This window comes from Micromonospora sp. DT41 (assembly GCF_049841715.1).
In the GTDB taxonomy this organism is placed as follows: domain Bacteria; phylum Actinomycetota; class Actinomycetes; order Mycobacteriales; family Micromonosporaceae; genus Micromonospora; species Micromonospora profundi.
Window position 1 is genome coordinate 199,769 of the sequence record NZ_JBNCKU010000009.1, and the last position, 21,063, is coordinate 220,831.

Sequence of the window (21,063 nt, forward strand, 5' to 3'; positions counted from 1 at the left end):
CTCTGGTCCCTGATCGACATTGCCGACTGAATGTAGTCCGCAAACCCGCCGGTGGACTGTCCGCTAGCCAACAGGCCGGTACCCGACAGCGGCCCCGGCGGTGATACTCCGTCTGACGGGACGCCGTGGGCGTCGACCGGTCCGCCAGTGGAGGGTGTCATCGCCGCGCAGTGTGAGCGCTGTGGACGCACGGCCGCCGACGGCGATCGCTTCTGCGGTGGCTGTGGCGCCGAGCTGGGCGCTGTCTGTCCACACTGCCTGCGTCCACTCGCATCGGACGTCACGTTCTGCACCTCCTGCGGGTCGCCCCGACCGGGAACCGACCGGCCGGCCGCCATCACACCCCAGGAGGACCGCCGCCGGGTAAGCGTCCTCTTCGTCGACCTGATCGACTTCACCCCGTACGTGGAGCGGGCAGACCCGGAGCAGGTCCGGGGCATGCAGACGGGTTTCTTCTCCGCCGCCCGCCGGGTCGTCGGCCAGTACGGCGGTGTGGTCGAGAAGTACATCGGGGACGCGGTGATGGCGCTCTTCGGTGCGCCGATCGCCACCGAGACCGACGCGCTGCGTTGTGTACGGGCCGGGCTGGAGTTGCAACGGGTGCTCACCCGGTTCGCGCCGACGGGCAGCACCGAGATGCGGTTCCGGGTGGGCGTGTCCACAGGTGAGGCCCTTGTCGACGTGGCCGCCGCCCGCGACGGCGGGCAGGCGATCGTGGCCGGGGACGTGGTGAACACCGCCTCACGGATGCAGTCCGTCGCGCCGCCGGGCGGGGTGCTGGTCTGCGGTGCCACGCATGCGCTGACGAAGGATGCCATCCGCTACGAGGAGCAGCCCCCGGTCACGCTGCGCGGCCGGTCGTCGCCGACCGAGGTGTGGCTCGCCCTGTCCCCGCTGCGCCGCCAGCCCACCGACCGGGAGCCGGACACGACGCCGCTCGTCGATCGGGAGCACGAGCTGGGCATGCTGGTCAACGCCCTGCACCGGTCGCTGCGTGACCGGCTGCCGCAGGTGGTGACGATCTTCGGTAGGGCCGGCATCGGCAAGAGCCGGCTGCTGCGGGAGCTCTACCGGCACGCCGGCCGGCTGGTCGACGAGCCGCTGACCTGGCGGACCGGGCGTTGCCCCCCGTTCGGGGAGAACGTCACGTTCGCGGCGCTCGCCGACATCGTCAAGACCGAGGCCGGCATCCTGGACACCGATCCGGCGAGCAGCGCGGCTGCGCGGTTGGCCGCCGCCGTCGGTGAGCTGATCGGGCCGGGTGAACGGGACCGGGTGGTGGACGCCCTGCGCCCTCTTGTCGGGTTGCCCGGCACGCCGCTGCCGGCCGAGGAGGCCGAGTCCGCGTGGCGGCGCTTCCTGCTGGCGTTGGCCGCCCGGCGCCCCACAGTGCTCGTCTTCGAGGACCTGCACTGGGCCGACGACGCGATGCTGCGCTTCGTGGAGCTGCTCGGAGCCGCCGCCCGGGAGGCGCCGCTGCTGCTGCTCTGCACCGCCCGTCCGGAGCTCGTCGACAGGGATCCGAGCTGGGCCGGCACCATCACCGGTTCGGTGACCATCACCCTGCCGCCGCTGCGCGACACCGGCATCGCCGCCCTGTACGCGCATCTCTTCGGGCAGGCGGCTTTCTCCGCCGACACGCTCACCCCGCTCATCGAGGTGGCCGGCGGCAACCCCCTCTACGCCCACGAGTACGTCCGGATGCTGATCGAGCAGGGCGCGTTGCGGCAGTCCGGGCGGGGCTGGTCGCTCGACAAGCAGCTCGAACTGACGATGCCGGAGAGCGTGCACGCGGTGATCGCCAACCGGGTGGACCTGCTGGACGCGAAGGACCGCGCGGTGCTGCTGGCCGCCTCGGTGGTCGGGGTGCAGTTCTGGCCGGGCGCTGTGGCCGCCGCGCTGGGCCAGCAGGTCGAGTCTGTCGAGCGCGCGCTGCGCCGGCTGGAGCAGCGCGACTTCGTACACGAGCAGTCCGCGTCGACGATGGCCGGGCAGGCGGAGTTCCGGTTCCGGCACGTGCTGGTGCGCGACGTCTGCTACCAGCGGCTGCCGCGTACCGAGCGGGTGGCGCGGCACGAGCGGGCCGCCGACTGGCTCGACGCGCTGTCGCAGAGCCGCGACACCGACCTGGCGGAGGTCCTCGCCCACCACCGCTGGGCGGCCCACGAGATCGCCCGCTCGCTCGGCATGCAGGTCCTGAGGTACGCGGCCCCGGCGCGGCAGGCGCTGCACCGGGCGGCCCGCCGGGCGTACGCGCTGCACGGGCTGGACGCGGCGGCGAGCCACGCGGGCCGGGCGCTCGGTCTGGCCGACGACAGCGACCCGGTGGGGCGGCTCCAGTTGGAACTGCTCAGCACGGAGATCTCGTTCTATCGCGACGGCAACGCGTTCCTGTCCGGTGGCGGGCCGGAGCAGGTGCACGCGCTCGCCGACCGGCTGCTGGCGCACGGCGACGACGCCTGCGCCGCCCGGGCGTGGACGCTGCTCGGGCAGGCCGCCTGGCTGCGTGCCGACCGCAGCGAGGCGTTGGCCTGCCTGGACCGCGCGGTGCAGTTGTTCGAGCCGCTGCCGGACAGCCCACAGAAGGCCGACGCGTACGCGGAGCTGGGCCGGTTGCACATGCTCAACTACGAGCGGGACCTGGCGGTGGCGGCGGCGGACAGCGCGGCGGAGATCGCGGAGCGGCTGGGTCTCACCGAGACCCGCACCAACGCCCGGATCACCGCGGCCACCGCCCGCTACCAGGCCGGTGACCGGATCGGCCTGGACGAGCTGCACGCTGTCGTCGAGTTCGCCCGTGCGGGTCAGCTGCTCGCGCTGCCCCGGGCCACCCAGAACCTCGCCTGGGCGATCCGCGAGGAGGGTGACTGGTTGCGTTCGGACGCCCTGCTCTCGGCGGCGCCGGCCCGGACGGCAAGCGGCCAGACGCTGACCACAAGCTATTCGGCGGAGGCGATGCGGGCCTGGTTCGAGGGTGACTTCGGCCGGTTGCTCACGGCGGCGGAGGCGTTCGTGGACACTCCGACCGGCAGTTGGGACATGCAGGTGCGGGGGTTGCGCTGCTGCCTGCTGGTGCTGCGCGACGACGATGATCCCAGCGACCTGGCTGACGCGCTGGACACCGCGCGGCGCAGCGGGTTCCACCGCCTGCGGTGGACGATGCTGGGCATGGCGGCGCTGTGCCGGGCGTTGCAGGGCCGTGCCGCCGAGGCGTCGGAGTTGATCGACGAGCTGGACCTGTCGTGGTCGGCCGTGCCGGCTCTGGCCAGCGGGGAGTGGATCGCCGCAGCCGCGTACGCCGCCGCGCTTGCCGGACGGGACGCCTCGGTGCGGGTCCGGGCGATGCTGGACCGGGTGGGTCATCGGACGCCCTGGTCGGAAGCGGCGTTGCGGACGGTGACGGCGGCCGTGGCCGCGGCGGACGGCGACCACCGGCGCGCGGCCGAGCTGCACCTGGCCGCCGCCGAGACGTACGGCCGGATCCCGGACGCCAGCGACCGGGTGCTGGCGCTGGCGCTCGCGGCGGCCGAGCTGACCCGTGCCGGCGATCCGGCGGCGGCGCGGGTGCCGCGTGCCGAGGTGGGCACCTTCGCGTTGCGCAACAACGCCCCGGGCCTGCTCGCGCTGGCTGGCCGGCCGATCAGCCCGACCGGGCCGGCGGTGGCCTGCTGAGCGTGGTCAGGCGGCCGCCGGCGCGGGGGCCAGCTGCTTGAGCTTCTGTGCGTAGATGTCGACGTACTCGCGGCCGGAGAGTTCCATCAGCTCGTACATGATCTCGTCGGTGACCGCGCGTTCGACGAACCGGTCGCCGGCCATCCCCTGGTAGCGGGAGAAGTCGAGCGGGGCGCCGAAGCGGATCCGCACCCGAGCGATCTTGGGGATGAGCTTGCCGGGTGGCTGGATCTGGTCGGCGTTGAGCATCGCCACCGGCACCACCACCGCACCGCTCTCCAGGGCGAGCCGTGCCACGCCGGTCTTGCCCCGGTAGAGCCGCCCGTCCGGGGATCGGGTGCCCTCGGGGTAGATGCCTGCCACTCCCCCGGCGCGCAGCACCTGCAACTGGGTGTCCAGGGCAGCGCGAGCGGCCCGACCGCCGGAGCGGTCCACCGGGATGGTGCCGGTGCCGACGAAGAACATCCTGGTCAGCCAGCCCTTGATCCCCTTGCCGGTGAAGTACTCGGCCTTGGCCACGAAGGTGACCTTCCGACGGGTGATCAACGGGGTGAAGATCGAGTCGGAGAAGGAGAGGTGGTTGCTGGCCAGGATCACCGGGCCGGTCGCCGGCACGTTGTCCAGACCCTCCACCTGCGGACGGAAGATCAGCTTGAGCAGCGGACCGAGGAGAACGTACTTCAGCAGCCAGTAGAGCACCGGCGTCCTTTCCGTGGTGTGCCCGCGACGGGGCGCCCGTGCGGGGCAACGCCGCCGTCGCCGACGAGCCTACGAAGCGCCGGCTCTTCCCACAACGGACGAGGCGGCATCGACGTCCCTCGGCAGGTCCGGCGGTCCTCGATCACCCCGCTCGGCGTGTCGGGCCGCTCCGGCTCCGACGGTCACCGAGATAGCACGTGTCGCGCAAGAACGGACAAAGGAACCCTGCCGCGACCTGCGGCGGCGGTCGGGAGTTTGGAAGACGCGACGCAACGCACTCCCGGAACCGACCCCGGACGTGTCACGATTCAGAGCACGGCGTGCGGGCGGGCGTCGAGGGGGCGGGACGGCCGCGCCGAAGGGCGCGTTGAGGAGGATGTCCGGGTGTCAGCGGGTGGTGCCCGCCGGGGACGGCGGGACAACGGGCTCGACGCGAGCGAGTACGCCGTCGTCGGCGACGTCGATCCGCGCGTCGGTGAGCACCTGCTCGACGTGCTGGCCGCTGGCGGGATAGCCGCCTACCTGCAACCGTCCGCCGACCTCAACCCGGTCACCCGCACCACCACAGTGCCGGCCCGACCGGTCGACAGGCTCTACGTCGACCGGTCGCACCTGACCACCGCACGTGACTACCTCACCCAGCTCGCCGACGAGACCGCCCCGGAGCAGCCCCCGGCCCGCGACGAGCCGGACATCGACGCCGAGTGGGCTCGGATCGTGGCCGGTTTCCACACCACAGCGACCACTGACGAGCGCCCGTGGCCTGCCGCGGAGAACGTCGACGAGCGCGACGACCGGGACGAGCCGGCCACCGGTCCGCTCGCCCGCTCCGGCACCGACGAGGCCGGTCCGACCGCCACCGACGTCCGCCGGTTGCCGTCGGCGACCGACATCTCCGGGATCTCGGTCGGGCGGGGCGCCCGGCCGGACGAGCCGTCGCTGCTGGACGGGCTGGACACCTTCGGTGCGGATCTGCCCGACGACGACGAGGACGAGGGTTACCACCCGCCGCCTCCGCCGCCGTTGCCTCGGTTCTCCAAGTACGCGGTGATCGGCACGCTTGCGGTGGTCGTCGGGTTCGTGCTCTTCCTCTTTCCGTGGCTGCTCCCGATCGACCGATCGGCGGTCACCCTGTTCGGCTTCACCGGCATCCTCGCCGGTTTCGTCACGCTGATCTGGCGGCTGCGGCCCGGCGACGAGGAAGACGACGACCCGGACAACGGCGCCGTCGTCTGACGCCCTGCGGCCCGTCGACCGCATCCCGGGACAACGCCGACCCGCCCGGCGCGTAACAATGGTGTAACTTACGGTCAGTAGGAATACCGTTGTACGTCACTTCCCTCGCTGACTGGCCGGTTTTTCCTTGCTCGTGGCGGTCAGTCCTCTGCTGATCGGAATGCCCGAGATGCGACAGAGTTCCCTCGTGGTGGTGGCCAACCGCCTCCCCATCGACGACAACCAGGCACCCGACGGGGCCTGCGAGTGGCGCCGAAGCCCCGGCGGGCTGGTGAGCGCACTGCACCCGCTGCTCCGGCACACCCCTGCCACCTGGGTGGGGTGGGCCGGCGGCACCGGTCCGGCCCCCAAGCTTCCCGACGTCGACGGCGTCCGGATGCACACCGTCCCCCTCAGCCACGAGGACCTCCGCGACCACTACGAGGGGTTCTCCAACGCCACTCTCTGGCCGCTCTACCACGACGCCGTCGAGCAGCCCGAGCACCACCGCCGATGGTGGGAGGCGTACCAGCGGGTCAACCAGCGCTTCGCCGAGGCCACCGCCGAGGTCGCCGAGCCCGGCGCGGTGGTCTGGGTGCAGGACTACCACCTGCAACTGGTCCCCGGGCAGTTGCGCGCCCTGCGACCCGACCTGCGCATCGGGTTCTTCCTGCACGTGCCGTTCCCGCCACCGGAGCTGTTCATGCAGCTGCCCCGCCGGGCCGAGCTGCTGCGGGGCATGCTCGGCGCCGACTTGGTCGGCTTCCAGCGCGCCCAGGCCGCGCACAACTTCGCCCAGCTCGTCACCAGGGTGCTGGAGCTACCCGCCACCGACCGCCGGATCGGGATCGACGACCGGGTGGTCCGCATCGGCGCGTTCCCCGTCTCCATCGACACCACCGAGATGGCCGCCCTCGCCGCCCGCCCCGACGTGGCCGCCCGCGCCCGCCGACTCCGCCAGGACCTCGGCGACCCCCGACAGGTAATCCTCAGCGTGGACCGGATGGACTACACAAAGGGCATCGAGCAGCGCCTCAAGGCGTACAGCGAACTGCTTGCCAGCGGCGACGTCAAGGTCCGCGACACGGTGCTCGTCCAGGTCGCCATGCCGAGCCGGGAACGGGTCGGCCAGTACCAGATCCTGCGCGAGCGGATCGAACGCGAGGTGGGCCGGATCAACGGCGAATACGGCCGCGTGGGCGAGCCAGCCATCCACTACCTCACCCAGCCGTTCGACAGGGCCGAGCTGGCGGCGCTCTACCGGGTCGCCGACGTGATGGCGGTGACCCCGCTGCGCGACGGGATGAACCTGGTCGCCAAGGAGTACGTGGCCGCCCGGGTGGACGACACGGGCGCGCTGCTGCTCAGCGAGTTCGCCGGCACCGCCGCCGAGCTGGCCCAGGCGTACCAGGTCAACCCGCACGACCTCGAAGGGCTCAAGCAGGCGATCTGCACGGCACTGCGGGCCAGCCCGGCCGACACCACCGAACGGATGCGGGCCATGCGCGCCCACCTGCACGAGCACGACATCCGGGCCTGGGCACGCTCCTACCTCAGCGCCCTCGACGAGGGCGGCGCCCTGGTCAGCCGCCTGACCAGGACCGACGACACCTCCGACGACAGCGCCCGGGTGCCCCGACCCGCCGACCGCACCACCGAGCACGCAGCCGGCTGACAAGCGGCCGCCCGTCGATCAGCGCGCCACCGGCTCCTTCTCCAGCCAGTCCAGGATCGCGTCGATCGGTTCGGCCCACCGCACGTCGAGCATCATGTCGTGCCCCATCCCGGGGAACAGCAGCGGCGCCGAGCCGTACCGGCGGGCCACCCGCGTCAACGTCGACGCCGGCACCACCCGGTCGTCCGGGCTGCCCAGCACCAGCACCGGCGGCGAGCCCACAGCGGGCTCTGCCGCCGGCTCACCAAGCAGCGCCCACTGCGCCCGCCGGCCCGCCCGACCGAGCCGGCCGACGTAGCGCCGGGCCTCTTCGTCCGGCAACTCGCGGCTGAACAACTGCCCACGGCTGAGCCGCAGCGGCCCGCCGAACACCGCCGGCAACGTGCCGGCCGGGTTGCGGCGCAACGCCGTCCCGAACACCTTCCAACCGCCGAAGACCGGCGCCACCAGCACCGCGCCGCGCGCCGGGTAGCGGGCCAGCGCGTGCGCCACCACGAGCGCCCCAGCGCCGTGCCCCACAAGCACCGCCTGGCGCGGCAGGCCCGCCGCCACCTGGGCCACATCATGGGTGTACGCGCGCAGCGTCGCCTCCGGCGCCGGCTCACTGCCGCCGTGCCCCCGCATGCTCATCGCGTACGCCGGAAAGCCCCGCGACGCGGCGTGACCCAGCCAGTGCTCGGCGAACGCCCACGCACCGTGACCGAACCCCGGAACGAACAGCAGCGGAGGCCGCCCCTGCTCCACCTCGGGAACGGCGCTGACCACCTCACGCCGCGCCGGCCGGACCGGACGGGACCACTCCCGACCCCGCATGATCCGCAGCTCACTCACCGGATCGCCCTTTCGTTCGCGACTGCGGGGCTCGCAAGCTCACTCCTCGCGCTCACTTGCCCTCCAGGTCGTGCAGTGCGCGCTGGACGGCGCGCAGGTAGTCGGCGTGGCCGACCTCGAACCAGTGCCGGCTGCTGTCCTTCACCTGCCCGGAGTAGCGCTCCCCGGCCCGGTCCCGCACCCGCTGCGCGAACGCCGCTGCCCGCTCCGGCCGGTCCCTGCGGGCCTGCAACAGCCGGGCGAAGAGCACCGTCTGCCAGTGCGACAGGGCGAACAACCCGGAATCCGGCTGCACCAGGCCGGCCACCGCGAGCGTCGGGTGCCCCGGGGTGAACGCGTTGAGCCACAGCGTGGGCCGACCCGTACCGGCGCTGTCACCGAACACCGACGCGTCGAGGAACTCGAAACGCGGCAGGTAACCGGTGGCGAAGATGACGAGCTCGGGGTCGATCTCGCGGCCGTCGGCCAGCTCCACCGCATACGGGTGGAACCGGGCCACGTCGGGCACCGGGCCGATCCCGCCGTGGCCCACGTAGTAGACGAGCTGGCTGTTGGCGATCGGGTGCGTCTCGTACACCCGGTGGTCGGGTTTGGGCAGGCCGAAGCGGGTCAGGTCGCCAACGGTCAGCCGCATCGTCCAGTGGTAGAGCCACTGGCGCACCCGCAGCGGCACCCGCAGTGCCAGCAGCGAGTCGTTCACCTGGTCGGCGGGGCGACCGAGAACGTACTTCGGGGCGTACCAGTAGCCGCGCCGGGTGGAGTGCCAGCAGCGCGACGCCTGCTGGGCGGCCTCGACGGCGATGTCGCAGCCGGTGTTGCCGGCACCCACCACGAGGACCCGCTTACCGCGCAACTGCGCCGGGTCCTTGTATGACGACGCGTGCATGATCTCGCCACGGAACTGCTCAAGGCCCTCGTAGCGGGGCAGCTTCGGCGACCAGTTGTGCCCGTTGGCGATCACCACTGCGGCGTAGCGGGAGGTGCGCTCCGGGCCGTACCCGCCGGTGGAGCGGGTCGTCACGTCCCAGCGGTCCCCCTCGGCGGGCTCCACACGGACCACCTCGGTGCCGAACCAGATGTGCGACCGCAGGTCGAAATGGTCGGCGTAGCGTTCGAAGTACGAGAGCAGCTGACTGTGGTGCGGGTAGTCCGGCCAGGAGTCCGGCATCGGGAAGTCGGGGAACTGGGTGAACGGCTTCGACGAGATCAGGTGGGTGCTGGCGTACACCGGGCTGCGGTCGTGGCGCCAGTTCCAGGCGCCGCCGACTCCGGTCTCCCGTTCGTAGCAGTCCACCCCGAAGCCGTGCTCGCGCAGGTTCTTGATGGCCGTCAGGCCGCTGGCCCCGGCCCCGATGACGCAGACCGTGTCGCTCCGGTCGGACAGGGGGCGGACGTCGCGGCTCTGCGCCGACGGCGTCCCCTCCGGGTCGGGCCGGCCGTTGTCGGTGGAGGTGGACACCGGGACATCTCCTTTTGTACGGCACGGGTGCCGGTCGCCGCGAAATCCTCTCCACATCGGAGCCGGATGTCCAGCCCCGACGCGGACCGATCGACGGGTGGGGCGGGCGGGTCAGCCGGAGCTGGGCAGCAGCAGGTCGACCAGGACCGGAAAATGATCGCTGGCCCGCCGTGTCTGCGGAGTGTCCACCACGTCGTAGTCGACCACCGTGACCCGCGGGTCGACGAAGAGCGCGTCGATGCGCCGACGCGGGTCGGCGCACGAGTAGGTGAGCCGGTCCGCCCGGTCGGCCGCCACCGCGGCGTCGGTGAGTCCGTCCGCCACAGTGGCCCAGGCCGGCCCGTCCGGCCCCTCGTTCAGGTCGGCCCCGACCACCACCGGGCCGCTCGCCGCGGCCAGGCCGCGCTTGAGCTCGGCGGCCTGTCCGGGACGTTCGGCCGGATCGGTGGACAGGTGCGAGCCGGCGAGGCTGAACCGGGCGCCGCCGACCCGGCATTCGGCGTACGCGGCGCCGCGCAGGTGCCGGCCCGGGGTCAGCGGGAAGCGCTGACACCTGGTGCCTGTCACCTGCACGCGCAGGCTCGTCAGCAGCAGGTTGCCCAGCGCGGGCAGCCCACCGGCGGCCACCACCAGCCCGAACGACTCGGCGAGGGCGGCGGACTTCTCCCGCCACCGGAAGCGGCGCGGCCCCTCCTGCACGATCACCACGTCCGGGCGCGCGGCCCGGACCACAGCCGCCAAAGCGGCGGTGTCGTCGCGCTGGCTGTGGATGTTGTACGACACCACCCGCAGTGGTACGCCCGAGACCTCGTCCATCCCGACCGTCTCAGATCCGCCGGGCCAGGTCGGCGGCGCCGATCACCCCTGCGCTGTTGCCCAACTCGGCGGGGAGCACCTCGGCCACCGGCAGGCGGCCCCGCTGGGCGAGCGAGTCGACGTAGGAGCGGCGGGTCGGGCCGAGCAGCAGGTCACCGGCGTCGATCACGCCACCGCCGACGACAAGGGTCTGCGGGTCGAGGATCTGCGCCATGTCGGCGAGGCTGGTGCCCAGCCACCGGCCGATCTGCGCGAACGCCTCGGCGGAGACCAGGTCGCCGCCCTGCGCGGCGGCGGTCACCATCGGGCCGGTGATCGCCTCGGCCTCGCCACCGGCCAGGTCCAGCAACGCTGCGGCACGCTGCGGCTCCTGTCGGGCGCCGGCGCGGGCGAAGCGGACCAGGGCGCTACCGCTGGCGTACTGCTCGATGCAGCCCAGCCGCCCGCAGCCGCACTGGTGGCCGTCCGGCACGGCAAGCATGTGGCCCAGCTCCGCGGCGATGCCGTGCGCGCCGCGGACCAGGTCGCCGCCGAGCACGATGCCACCGCCGACGCCGGTGCCGATCGTGAACATGACCATTGAGTCGTCGGCGGCCCGGGCTGCGCCGTAGCGGAACTCGGCCCAGGCGGCCACGTTCGCGTCGTTCTCGACGATCACCGGCACCCCGACCGCGCTGCTGACGTACTCGCGCAGCGGCTCGTCGCGCCAGGCCAGGTTGGGAGCGAAGAGGACGGTTGAGCGGTAGGCGTCGATCCAGCCGGCCGCGCCGATGCCGACGCCCTCGATGACGCGACCGGCAGCCAGCTCGCTGACCAGTTCGATGATGACGTCGCGGGTCTTGCCGACGTCATCGGCGGGAGTGTCCCGTCGGGCCTGCACGAGGACCTTGCCGGTGTCGTCCACGACACCGCCGGCCACCTTCGTGCCACCGACGTCGACTCCGATGGTCAGCGTCACCGCTGCCGCTCCCCTCTGCTGTCCGGCCCACGCGCCGACGGCACGCCGGTCCGGGTCAGGATGTCCCGCGCTCAGGCGACGTCGCCCGGTGCGTCCGCACCGGTGTCGTCGGGCACCCGCGAAGCGGGCACCACGGGTCGGCTGGTCGGTGCCGGTGCGGCCACCGACCCGGCCTCGTCGACGGGTGCTGCGGTGGCCGGGGCGGGTGGGCCCGCCGTCCGGGTGGCGACCGACCAGACATCCCGCTCCGGCGCCGGCTGAGAATCATGCCCGCTGCGGGTGGCATCGCGCCACACGTGATCGTCATCGGTTGCGCCGGACCGGTCGGCCGGGTGGGGCTGCGGTGCCCTGTCGTCGCCGCTCGGGTCGTTCGTCTGCCCAGGTGCCGGCGGGGTCGGTGCCGACGACCCCGACGGATCGGCCGCGGGCTGGTCGGCCGGGGCGAACGCCCGGAGCAGGCTGGCCACACCGGCCGCGAGGTCGCCGGCTCCGGTGGCGAGCCGCTCGGCGAACTCCGGACTCGGATCGCGCAAAGCGGCGATGCCACGACAGACCGGGCAGACGCAGCATTCCGCCGAGCCGGTGGCGAAACCGCCGCCGCCACCGGAACCGCTGCTGCCGCCACCGGGCGCCGCACTGTGACCGAGGACACCGGACAGCATCCCGCCCAGCGGGCCGAACGCGCCGCCCGCCGCCTGACCGGAGGCCAGCCGCGCCCCCGCGAGCAGTGTGGCAACCAGTCGTTCCGCCTCTTCCCGGGCCGAACCCGGATCTGTTCCGCCCACCTTCGGCTCCCCTACAGTGCTGCCGGACACGTCACTGCGCCGTACCGGGTGCTTCTACCCGGCGCTTGAGCTGCTTCAACGCGGTGTCCATGATCATCTTTTCGGCCTTGCGCCGGAACATGCCGAGCATTCCCACGGACAGCTCGACCTCAAGCGTGTAGGTCACAGTGGTGCTGCCGTCCGGGTTTGCCGCCAGGTCGTACGAGCCGCGCTGGCTCTTCTGCATCTTCGAGGGGGCGACGAGGTGCCACTCGACGCGTGACACGTCCTCGGCGTACTCGTAGGCGAGCACGTACTCGTCGGCCATCACCCCGGCGTCGATGGTGAACCGCACCTGGCTTGCGTAACCGTCCTCGTACTCCTCGATCACCTCGGCGCGACGCACCGCCTCGGTCCACTCCGGGTACCGCGAGAAGTCACAGATGACCGCCGCCACCTGCTCCGGTGACGCGCCGATGATGATCGACTGGGTGGAGGAGTCCGCCATGCGCGAAGGCTACCCGGCGGGCGCCTTTTCCCGCGCCGCGCCGCCCCCGCCACGCGCCGAACCGGCTCCCACAAGCCTGGACAGGCATCCTGCGTGTGCCACCCTCACCACCCGCCGGGTAGGTTTCGAGCAGGCCACCGCCCTCGCGCGGCGGCCCGCCCGGCCAGTGCGAGCACGAAGGAGTGCAGGTGCGCGAGTTCTCTGTTCCGCCGATCGTCACCGTCGGCGAGGCGGCCAACCTCACCGATCCGGTGTGGGACAACGCCGAGGTCGCACCGGACACCGTCCAGTTCGCCCGTGCCACCCCGTCGGCCGACGGCACCGGCACCACCTGGGCGGAGGTCACCTGCCTCCAGTTCCGCGACGAGGTGGCGGCGGTGGCCCGAGGGCTGATCGCGGCCGGCGTCCAGCAGGGCGACCGCGTCGCGCTGATGAGCCGTACCCGCTACGAGTGGACGCTGCTGGACTACGCCATCTGGGCGGCCGGCGCGGTCACCGTGCCGATCTACGAGACGTCGAGCGCCGAGCAGGCCGCGTGGATCCTCGCCGACTCCGGCGCGGTCGCCGTCGTGGTGGAGACCCCCACGCACGCCGCCCTCGTCGACGGAATCCGCGAGCGGGTGCCCGAGCTGAACCACGTCTGGCAGATCGAGCAGGGCGCTGTCGACGAGCTGGTCAGCACCGGCGCGGCCGTCGAGCTGGCCGAGGTGGAGCAGCGCCGCAAGGCGGTCCGCGCCAGCGATCTGGCCACCATCATCTACACCAGCGGCACGACCGGCCGGCCCAAGGGCTGCATGCTGACCCACCGCAACATGTACGCCGACATCGCCAACGCGGTGCCGGTGCTGCCGAACCTGTTCAACGCCGGCGCCGCCACCCTGCTCTTCCTGCCCCTGGCACACGCCTTCGCCCGGCTCATCCAGATCGGCGTGGTGCAGGCCCGGGCCACGATGGCGCACTGCGCCGACACCAAGAACCTGATCGCCGAGTTGCAGGACTTCCGACCGACCTTCGTGCTCTCCGTACCCCGGGTGTTCGAGAAGGTCTACAACGGGGCCAAGCAGAAGGCCGAGGCCAACGGCAAGGGCGGCATCTTCGCCCGCGCCGAGAAGGTCGCCATCGCGTACAGCGAGGCGTTGGAGACGCCGCGCGGGCCGGGCCTGGCGCTGCGTGCCCAGCACGCGGTCTTCGACAGGCTGGTCTACCGCAAGCTGCGCGCGGCGCTCGGCGGCCGGTGTCGCGACGCCATCTCCGGCGGCGCCCCGCTGGGTGCCCGGCTCGGCCACTTCTTCCGCGGCATCGGCGTGCCGATCCTGGAGGGCTACGGGCTGACCGAGACCTCGCCCGCCGCCGCCGCGAACCTGCCCACCGGCACCCGGATCGGCACTGTCGGTCGGCCGCTGCCCGGCGTGACGGTGCGCATCGAGGACGACGGCGAGATCCTGATCGCCGGCGACCTGGTCTTCCAGGGCTACTGGCACAACGAGGTGGCGACCGCCGAGGCCCTCACCGCCGACGGCTGGTTCCGCACCGGCGACCTGGGCCAGCTCGACGACGACGGCTACCTCAGCATCACCGGCCGCAAGAAGGAGCTGATCGTCACCGCCGCGGGCAAGAACGTCGCCCCGGCCGTGCTGGAGGACCTGGTCCGGTCGCACCCGTTGGTCAGCCAGTGTGTCGTCGTCGGCGACCGCCAGCCGTTCATCGCGGCGCTCGTCACCATCGACGAGGAGGCCTTGCCGACGTTCCTGGAGAACGCCGGGCTGTCCGCCGACACCCCCGTCGAGCAACTGCGCGAGCACGAGGCCCTGCGGGCCGAGATCCAGTCGGCGATCGACACCGCGAACCAGTCCGTCTCCAAGGCCGAGGCGATCAAGGTCTTCCGGATCCTGCCCCAGGACTTCACCGAGTCCACCGGTGAGATGACCCCGTCGATGAAGGTCAAGCGACAGGTAGTGCACAAGACGTACGCGGCTGAGATCGCCGATATCTACCGGGGCTGACTACCATCCGTCACGTGCCCGCATCCACATCAGCCGCCCCGCACCCGCATCCCCTCACGGCGGCAGCCCGCCTGGTGATGCTGGCGCTTGTCGCGATCCTGACCCTGATCGCCACCCGCGACGTCACCCAGCTGTGGTGGATCGCGCTGCTGGCGGTCGCCGGGCTGCCCGCGCTGCTGGCCCCGCAGCACAGCCTGATCGGGCCGCTGGGCCGGGTGGCCGAGGTCGTGGTGGTGGGCCTGGCCGCGAGCGAGGTGGCAGCGGTCGCGTCGATCGGCGGCACCGTCGACGGGCTCGGCGCCTCGGCGGTGCTGCCCTACCTGGCGGTGCCGGTGATCGTCACCGCGCTGCGCCGTCGCTTCGCCGAAGGCGGCGCGCTGCTCGCGGTGGCCGGCGCCACGCTGCTGATCAGCGGCGCGGTGACCGAGGTCGGCGGTGAACGTCAGCTCGGCCAGGTCGGCTACCTCGCGGTCTGCGCGCAGTGGCTGATCCTGGCCGCGCTCGGGTTGTACGCCACCGGCGCCCTGCACCGCATCATCGCCGTACGCGCCGAGAACAAACCGCAGCCGTACGCCGAGGCGACCCGGCTGCTGACACAGCTTCGGACGGTGGCCCGGCAGCTGCCCGGCGCGACGCTGGACCCGGGCGGCATCTCCGAGCACCTGCTTGACGAGCTGCGCACTGTCGCCCCGGCGGACCGGGGCGCGGTGCTGTCGGCCAGCGGAGGCGGACGGCTCGTGGTGCTCGCCCAGGCCGGCGTGGACCGGGTGGACTGGGAGACGACCCTCGACGCGGATTCGGCCATCGCCGACGCCTGGGCCAGCCAGCAGGCGCAGACCGCTGCGCGGTCGCAGTCGCGCTCGCACCGCGGCGGTGACGTGTCCGCGCTGATCGTCCCGCTGGTGGCAGGGGTACGCACAGTGGGGCTCGTGGTGCTGGAGGCCGATGCCGCGCAGGCGTACCCGCCCGCTGTGGTGTCCCGGGTGACCGCGCTGACCCAGCCGGCCGCGCTGCGGCTGGAGGCGGCGCTGCTGTTCGACGACGTTCGCTCGCTGGCCACGAACGAGGAGCGCCAGCGCCTGGCCCGGGAGATCCACGACGGCGTGGCGCAGGAGTTGGTGATGGTCGGCTACGGCATCGACAACGCCCTCGCCACAGTCTTCGACGACGCGGACGAGACCGCCGAGGCGCTGCGTACGTTGCGTGCCGAGGTGACGCGGGTGATCACCGAGCTGCGGTTGAGCCTGTTCGAACTGCGCAGCGAGGTGGACCGCCAGGGTGGCCTGGCTGCGGCGATCGCCGAGTACGCTCGTACGGTGGGTGCCTCCGGCGGGCTGCGGGTGCACCTGTCGCTTGACGAGTCCACCGCGCGACTGCCCGCCGCTACCGAAGCCGAACTGCTGCGCATCGCGCAGGAGGCGGTGACCAACGCGCGCAAGCACGCCGGGGCGTCGAACCTCTGGGTGACGTGTGAGGTTGATCCCCCCTACGCGCAGATTGAAGTGTCGGATGACGGTCAGGGGATGGCTGACCAGCGCCCCGACGGGCGGTACGGTCTTGCAATCATGGCCGAGAGAGCGGAACGTATCCGGGGCCGGTTGGAGATCAGGCCTCGGCAACCCAGCGGCACGACCGTGGCGGTAGTTCTCGGCACCTCGGCCCGGCGCGATAACGTGCGCGGTAGCGCAGCATCAGAAGGGGAGTAACCCGAGGATGACCACAAGTCCGACACCGGCCACCCGCACCAAGGTCCTCCTTGTCGACGATCATGACCTCATTCGTAAGGGACTGCGGCACGCCTTCGAGCGTGACCGCCAGTTCGAGGTCGTCGGTGAGGCCGCCACGGCGGCAGAGGGCGTACGCCAGGCCGGCGCTCTGCAGCCGGACGTTGTGATCATGGATCTGCGGCTGCCCGACGGCAGCGGCCTGGAGGCCACGCGGGCGCTGCGCAAGTCCAGCGCGTCGATGGGCATCGTGGTGCTGACCATGTACGCGGGCGACGACCAGCTCTTCGGCGCCCTGGAGGCCGGCGCGAGCGCGTTCGTGCCGAAGACCGCACCGGCCGACGAGGTGGTGGCCGCCGCCCGGCACGCCGCGTCCTCCCCCAGCGCGTTCACCGCCGCCGACCTGGCCGAGGCGATGAAGCGTCGGCTCGCCCCGTCCGGCCCGCAGCTCTCTCCCCGCGAGGGTCAGGTGCTGCGACTGCTTGCCGACGGCATGAGCGTGGCGGGCATCGCCAAGCAGCTGTTCGTCAGCGAGTCGACGGCCAAGACGCACATCTCCAAGCTCTACGAGAAGCTCGGGGCCGCCAACCGGGCACAGGCGCTGATGACAGCGCTGCGGCTGGGCCTGCTCGAGGCACCGGACGCCCCGAAGTTCTGATCCGCGTCCGCTCGTCGAGCGGGACGCCCCACCCGAAGTCCGCGCCCGCACTCCGCCGGCGCGGACTTCGCGTATCGACCGCTGTCGGGGGCAACCTGGCGTCAGGCTATGGTCTGGCGGTGCCTGCGGGGGCACAATACCCGCGCGGGTGATGCCCGCATCGCGGACTCTAGGGGTGAGCGCATGCAGCGGCCGGACTGGGCACCCGACACCATCGACATCGAGCGCCCGAGCGTCGCGCGGATGTACGACTACTACCTGGGCGGCTCGCACAACTTCGCCGCCGACCGGGCCGCGGCCCAGGCCATGGTGGCCGCCGTCCCGGAAGCGCCGTTGATGGCCCAGGCCAACCGGGCGTTCCTGCGTCGGGCGGTGAGCTACCTCGCCGAGGCCGGTGTCCGGCAGTTCCTGGACATCGGCTCGGGCATCCCCACTGTCGGCAACGTCCACGAGATCGCCCAGCGGATCGACCCGCTGTCGCGGGTGGTCTATGTGGACGTCGACCCGGTCGCGGTGGCGCACAGCCGGGAGATCCTGGCCGGCAACGACCTCGCCGTGGTGGTGCAGGAGGACCTGCGGCACCCGGAGCGGATCCTGGATCACCCGGACGTTCGCAGGCTCCTCGACCTGAGCCAGCCGGTAGCCGTGATGGTCGTGGCCGTGCTGCACTTCATCCCCGACACCGACCGGCCGGCGGAACTGCTGCGCACCCTGCGAGACGCACTGGCCCCCGGCAGCTACCTGGTGCTGTCGCAGGCCAGCGACGACGGGCGCAGCGACGACGAGCGGGCCGAGGCGGAGCGGGTCTACCAGCGCACCGACAATCCCCTCTCGGTCCGCAGCCGCGCCGAGCTGACCGCGCTCTTCGACGGGTTCGAGCTGGTCGACCCGGGCGTGGTCTGGGTGCCGCAGTGGCGGCCGGACACCCCGGAGAGCGCGGAGGACGCCGAGCGTGCGGTCTTCATGGGCGGCGTCGGGCGACTCGGTGACTGAGCTGCCAGGCGCGGACGGCCACCCGGGCACCTTCGCCCGCGCCTGGGCAAAGGCGGTCTCCGGCACGAGCTATCTGCCGATGACCCAGGCCCAACTGGAGGCCCTGCTGCACCGGCTCACCGGTCAGTTGGCCGGCGCGTTGCTCGCCGAGCCGTTCGACCTGCGGGCCGGGCACCGCGTCGGCGCCGAACTGGTCGCCGCGCACATCGCCTCCGCCGAAGGGCTGGGCCGTACCGTCGAGGTGATCCAGCTGCGCCTGGTGCGTGACCTGGGTCTGGTGGCCGAGGACGTCGAGGACCGGATGGCGCGGCTGCTGGCGGCCGTGGCGACCGGCTACGCGCGGGCGCTGCGGGACCGGACGCTCGACGAGCAGGAGTCGATCCGCCGGGCCGCGATGATGGCCCGCACGCAGGCCGAGCGGGCACTACGGGCCAGCGAGGCGCGGTTCCGCCACCAGGCCACCCACGATCCGCTCACCGGCCTGCCGAACCGGACGCTGTTCACCGAGCGGCTCACCGCCGCGCTCAACGAGCCGGGCCGGGGCGCGCAGCGCGTCGGGGTGTGCTTCCTCGACCTGGACCGTTTCAAGGTCGTCAACGACACCCTGGGGCACCAGGTCGGCGACCGGCTGCTGACCCTGGTGGCGGAGCAGTTGCGCCAGACCCTCGGTGAGCACCTTGTGGCGCGGCTGGGTGGGGACGAGTTCGTCATCCTCGTGGAGGGCAGCGGGGGCACCGACGACATGGTCAAGGTGGCCGAGGCCGCCCTGGCGGCGGTCCGGGCGCCCAGGTCGGTCGACGGGCACGAGCTTCAGGTGTCGGCGAGCATCGGCATCGTCGAGCGCCAGGTCGCCGGCGCCAACCCCAGTGACCTGATGCGGGCCGCCGACAGCACGCTGCACTGGGCGAAGTCGGCAGGTGGCGCGCGCTGGACGCTCTACGACGCCGAGCGCAACCGCCGCGAGCTGGCCCGGTACGCCCTCTCGGCGGCCATCCCGGCAGCCCTCGAACGGGGCGAGTTCTATCTCGACTACCAGCCGCTGACGTCGCTGCGCGACGGTCGACTGCTCGGCGTCGAGGCGCTGGTCCGCTGGCGTCACCCGGAGCTGGGCGTGCTGCGACCGGACAGCTTCATCAGCCTGGCCGAGGAGACCGGTCTGATCGTGCCGCTGGGCGGCTGGGTGCTGGCCGAGGCGTGCCGGGAGGCAAAGGCCTGGTCGGCCGGTGGTGCGCAGGCGCCGTTCGTGAGCGTCAACCTGGCGGTCCGGCAGGTCCACCGGCCGGGCCTGGTGCAGGAGGTACGCGCGCTGCTGCGGCAGACCGGTCTGCCGCCGGAACGACTCCAGTTGGAGATCACCGAGAGCACGATGATGAGCACCGCCGAGGAGCCCGTACGCGCCCTGCGGGTGCTGGCCGATCTCGGGGTGCGGATCGCCATCGACGACTTCGGCACCGGTTACAGCAACCTGGCGTACCTGCGGGACCTGCCGGTCACCGAGTTGAAGGTCGCCGGTGAGTTCGTGGCCGGCCTGCGGTCGCCGGCTGTGGGGCGTACCGACGAGCGGATTCTGGCGTCGCTGGTGTCGCTGGCGCACGCGCTGGATCTGACGGTCACCGCCGAGGGGGTGGAGACCGCCGGGCAGGCCGAGCGGTTGCGGGCGATCGGTTGTGACGCCGCGCAGGGCTGGCATTTCGGCCCGCCCGCCCCCGCCGATCGGATTCTCGCCCGGATCCGCTGACCGGCCCCCGGTGTGTGACATCTCCTACCCGTCTTCGTAGACACTGTCTACAAGCCCTGGTAGACACAGTTCATGAGCGTGGAAGACGCCACCCTTCGCGCCCGGCTCGTGGCAGTGGGGGTCGACCTGGTGCTGCGTGAGGGCCAGTCGGCGGTGTCGTTGCGGGAGATCGCCCGCCGGGCCGGGGTGTCCCACGGCGCCCCCCGCCGCTACTTCCCCACCCACGTCGACCTGCTCTCCGCCATCGCCCGGGAGGGCTTCGCCGACCTCACCGCCCGGATCGATCAGACGATGCGCGACGCCGGCCCCGACCCGCGTACCCGCCTTGCGGCGCTGGGCCGGACGTACCTGAACTTCGCGGCCGAGCACCGCGGCATGTTCGAGCTGATGTTCCGGCACGACCTGCTGGCCAGCGGCCGCCTGCGGCTGCGCGAGACGAGCCTGCCCCTGTTCGACGACCTGGCCGACCTGGTGGCCCAGGTACGCCGACCGACGGACGCCCCCGTGCCCGTCCTGGCCGGCGCCCTCTGGGCCAACCTGCACGGCATCGCGCAGCTCTGGGCGTGGGGCAGCCTGCCGCTGGCCACCGGCGCCACCGACGACGACGCCCTGCTGCACGCCACCCTCGACGCCCACCTCGGGCCCGCCGCCAGATGACCACCAACCACCCGGAGAACCCGTGCCCCTGCTGTACGACCTCACCAAGCTGACCGTCGGCGCCGCGCTGCGGCTGGGCTGGCAGCCCCAGGTCCACGGGCGGGAGCACCTGCCCCGACACAGCGGGGCGATCCTCGCCGGCAACCACCTGTCCGTCGCCGACGAACTGTTCCTGGTCACCGCGGCCCCCCGGCACGTCACCTTCTGGGCCAAGTCGGAGTACTTCACCGGGCGTGGTCCGAGCGGCTGGCTCAACCGGCGGATCGTCGACGGCATGGGCGCCATCCCGGTCGAGCGCGGCGGCGGCCGGGCCGCCCTCAGCGCCCTCGACGCCGCAGTGCCGGTGCTGCGTGCCGGCGGCCTCGTCGCCATCTACCCGGAGGGCACCCGCTCCCCCGACGGACGGCTCTACCGGGGTCGGACCGGCATGACCCGACTGGCCCGCGACGCCGAGGTGCCGATCATCCCGGTCGGAGTGCTCGGCACCGCCGAGGTGCTGCCCGTCGACGCGCGGCTACCCCGCCGGCACCCGATCACCCTGCGGTTCGGCCCGCCGATCCAGGTCGCCGGCCGCATCCACGGCCCCCGTGACATCCGGACCGTCACCGACGAGGTGATGGCCGCGATCCAACAGCTCACCGGCCAGGAGTACGTCCCCCACCACGCCCCACCCCGGCCGGCCCGCACCTGAGC

Annotated in this window: 17 protein-coding genes; 10 read left to right on the top strand and 7 right to left on the bottom strand. The window is 72.4% G+C overall.

Annotation, left to right across the window (positions count from 1 at the left end; translation table 11 throughout):
- Window positions 1-147: 147 nt before the first annotated feature.
- Window positions 148-3,672: an adenylate/guanylate cyclase domain-containing protein gene (locus ACLQ23_RS18885; RefSeq protein WP_355593103.1), complete on the top strand. Its 3,525-nt coding sequence runs from the start codon at window positions 148-150 to the stop codon at window positions 3,670-3,672.
- Between the two features lie 6 nt (window positions 3,673-3,678).
- Here ACLQ23_RS18885 and ACLQ23_RS18890 read toward each other — a convergent pair whose 3' ends face one another.
- Entirely contained in the window at window positions 3,679-4,371 is a 693-nt protein-coding gene (locus ACLQ23_RS18890; protein WP_355593105.1) for a lysophospholipid acyltransferase family protein, read from the bottom strand.
- 384 nt (window positions 4,372-4,755) lie between these two features.
- On the opposite strand from ACLQ23_RS18890, the gene ACLQ23_RS18895 reads away from it, so the two are divergent.
- Both ACLQ23_RS18895 and ACLQ23_RS18900 read left to right on the top strand, forming a co-directional pair.
- Window positions 4,756-5,607, top strand: a complete 852-nt coding sequence (locus ACLQ23_RS18895; RefSeq protein WP_355593107.1) for a DUF308 domain-containing protein — start codon at window positions 4,756-4,758, stop codon at window positions 5,605-5,607.
- Between the two features lie 169 nt (window positions 5,608-5,776).
- Window positions 5,777-7,261, top strand: a complete 1,485-nt coding sequence (locus ACLQ23_RS18900; protein ID WP_355593109.1) for an alpha,alpha-trehalose-phosphate synthase (UDP-forming) — start codon at window positions 5,777-5,779, stop codon at window positions 7,259-7,261.
- A gap of 18 nt (window positions 7,262-7,279) precedes the next feature.
- On the opposite strand, the gene ACLQ23_RS18905 is transcribed toward ACLQ23_RS18900, so the two are convergent.
- The 6 genes from ACLQ23_RS18905 to ACLQ23_RS18930 all read right to left on the bottom strand — a co-directional run bounded on the left by ACLQ23_RS18905 (window position 7,280) and on the right by ACLQ23_RS18930 (window position 12,597).
- Entirely contained in the window at window positions 7,280-8,074 is a 795-nt protein-coding gene (locus ACLQ23_RS18905; protein WP_355593217.1) for an alpha/beta hydrolase, read from the bottom strand.
- Window positions 8,075-8,144: 70 nt separating this feature from the next.
- A complete protein-coding gene (locus ACLQ23_RS18910; protein ID WP_355593111.1) occupies window positions 8,145-9,551 on the bottom strand; it encodes a flavin-containing monooxygenase in 1,407 nt (468 codons plus the stop codon).
- Window positions 9,552-9,662: 111 nt separating this feature from the next.
- The gene (locus ACLQ23_RS18915) at window positions 9,663-10,367 is read right to left on the bottom strand and encodes an endonuclease/exonuclease/phosphatase family protein (RefSeq protein ID WP_355628074.1); all 705 of its coding nucleotides are present in this window, start codon (window positions 10,365-10,367) and stop codon (window positions 9,663-9,665) included.
- A 10-nt stretch (window positions 10,368-10,377) separates the two neighbouring features.
- Window positions 10,378-11,325 carry an ROK family glucokinase gene (locus tag ACLQ23_RS18920; protein WP_355593115.1) on the bottom strand — a complete coding sequence of 316 codons (948 nt, stop codon included), beginning with the start codon at window positions 11,323-11,325 and terminating at the stop codon, window positions 10,378-10,380.
- A gap of 71 nt (window positions 11,326-11,396) precedes the next feature.
- Window positions 11,397-12,110 (bottom strand): hypothetical protein, encoded by a 714-nt coding sequence (locus ACLQ23_RS18925; protein ID WP_355593117.1) that lies wholly within the window; start codon window positions 12,108-12,110, stop codon window positions 11,397-11,399.
- A 31-nt stretch (window positions 12,111-12,141) separates the two neighbouring features.
- Entirely contained in the window at window positions 12,142-12,597 is a 456-nt protein-coding gene (locus ACLQ23_RS18930) for an SRPBCC family protein (RefSeq protein WP_355593119.1), read from the bottom strand.
- A gap of 188 nt (window positions 12,598-12,785) precedes the next feature.
- Here ACLQ23_RS18930 and ACLQ23_RS18935 point away from each other — a divergent pair, with 188 nt between their 5' ends.
- From ACLQ23_RS18935 to ACLQ23_RS18965, 7 genes are all read left to right on the top strand, one after another.
- Window positions 12,786-14,600, top strand: a complete 1,815-nt coding sequence (locus ACLQ23_RS18935; RefSeq protein WP_355593120.1) for an AMP-dependent synthetase/ligase — start codon at window positions 12,786-12,788, stop codon at window positions 14,598-14,600.
- 14 nt (window positions 14,601-14,614) lie between these two features.
- Window positions 14,615-16,306, top strand: coding sequence for a sensor histidine kinase (locus ACLQ23_RS18940; RefSeq protein WP_355593122.1), 1,692 nt, complete (start codon window positions 14,615-14,617; stop codon window positions 16,304-16,306).
- Window positions 16,307-16,313: 7 nt separating this feature from the next.
- Window positions 16,314-16,982 carry a response regulator transcription factor gene (locus tag ACLQ23_RS18945; protein WP_007072219.1) on the top strand — a complete coding sequence of 223 codons (669 nt, stop codon included), beginning with the start codon at window positions 16,314-16,316 and terminating at the stop codon, window positions 16,980-16,982.
- Window positions 16,983-17,165: 183 nt separating this feature from the next.
- Window positions 17,166-17,975 carry an SAM-dependent methyltransferase gene (locus ACLQ23_RS18950; RefSeq protein ID WP_355593124.1) on the top strand — a complete coding sequence of 270 codons (810 nt, stop codon included), beginning with the start codon at window positions 17,166-17,168 and terminating at the stop codon, window positions 17,973-17,975.
- A 79-nt stretch (window positions 17,976-18,054) separates the two neighbouring features.
- Window positions 18,055-19,713, top strand: coding sequence for a putative bifunctional diguanylate cyclase/phosphodiesterase (locus ACLQ23_RS18955; protein ID WP_355593219.1), 1,659 nt, complete (start codon window positions 18,055-18,057; stop codon window positions 19,711-19,713).
- Window positions 19,714-19,785: 72 nt separating this feature from the next.
- Complete coding sequence (locus ACLQ23_RS18960) at window positions 19,786-20,370, top strand: TetR/AcrR family transcriptional regulator (protein ID WP_355593126.1); 585 nt, start codon at window positions 19,786-19,788, stop codon at window positions 20,368-20,370.
- Window positions 20,371-20,392: 22 nt separating this feature from the next.
- Window positions 20,393-21,061, top strand: a complete 669-nt coding sequence (locus ACLQ23_RS18965; protein WP_053657994.1) for a lysophospholipid acyltransferase family protein — start codon at window positions 20,393-20,395, stop codon at window positions 21,059-21,061.
- Window positions 21,062-21,063: the final 2 nt, after the last annotated feature.

Bases quoted from the DNA above. Each gene is read 5' to 3' on its own strand.
- ACLQ23_RS18900 (WP_355593109.1), top strand. From the start codon at position 5,777: ATGCGACAGAGTTCCCTCGTGGTGGTGGCCAACCGCCTCCCCATCGAC.
- ACLQ23_RS18905 (WP_355593217.1), bottom strand. From the start codon at position 8,074: ATGCGGGGTCGGGAGTGGTCCCGTCCGGTCCGGCCGGCGCGGCGTGAG.
- ACLQ23_RS18915 (WP_355628074.1), bottom strand. From the start codon at position 10,367: ATGGACGAGGTCTCGGGCGTACCACTGCGGGTGGTGTCGTACAACATC.
- ACLQ23_RS18930 (WP_355593119.1), bottom strand. From the start codon at position 12,597: ATGGCGGACTCCTCCACCCAGTCGATCATCATCGGCGCGTCACCGGAG.
- ACLQ23_RS18945 (WP_007072219.1), top strand. From the start codon at position 16,314: ATGACCACAAGTCCGACACCGGCCACCCGCACCAAGGTCCTCCTTGTC.
- ACLQ23_RS18950 (WP_355593124.1), top strand. From the start codon at position 17,166: ATGCAGCGGCCGGACTGGGCACCCGACACCATCGACATCGAGCGCCCG.
- ACLQ23_RS18955 (WP_355593219.1), top strand. From the start codon at position 18,055: ATGACCCAGGCCCAACTGGAGGCCCTGCTGCACCGGCTCACCGGTCAG.
- ACLQ23_RS18960 (WP_355593126.1), top strand. From the start codon at position 19,786: ATGAGCGTGGAAGACGCCACCCTTCGCGCCCGGCTCGTGGCAGTGGGG.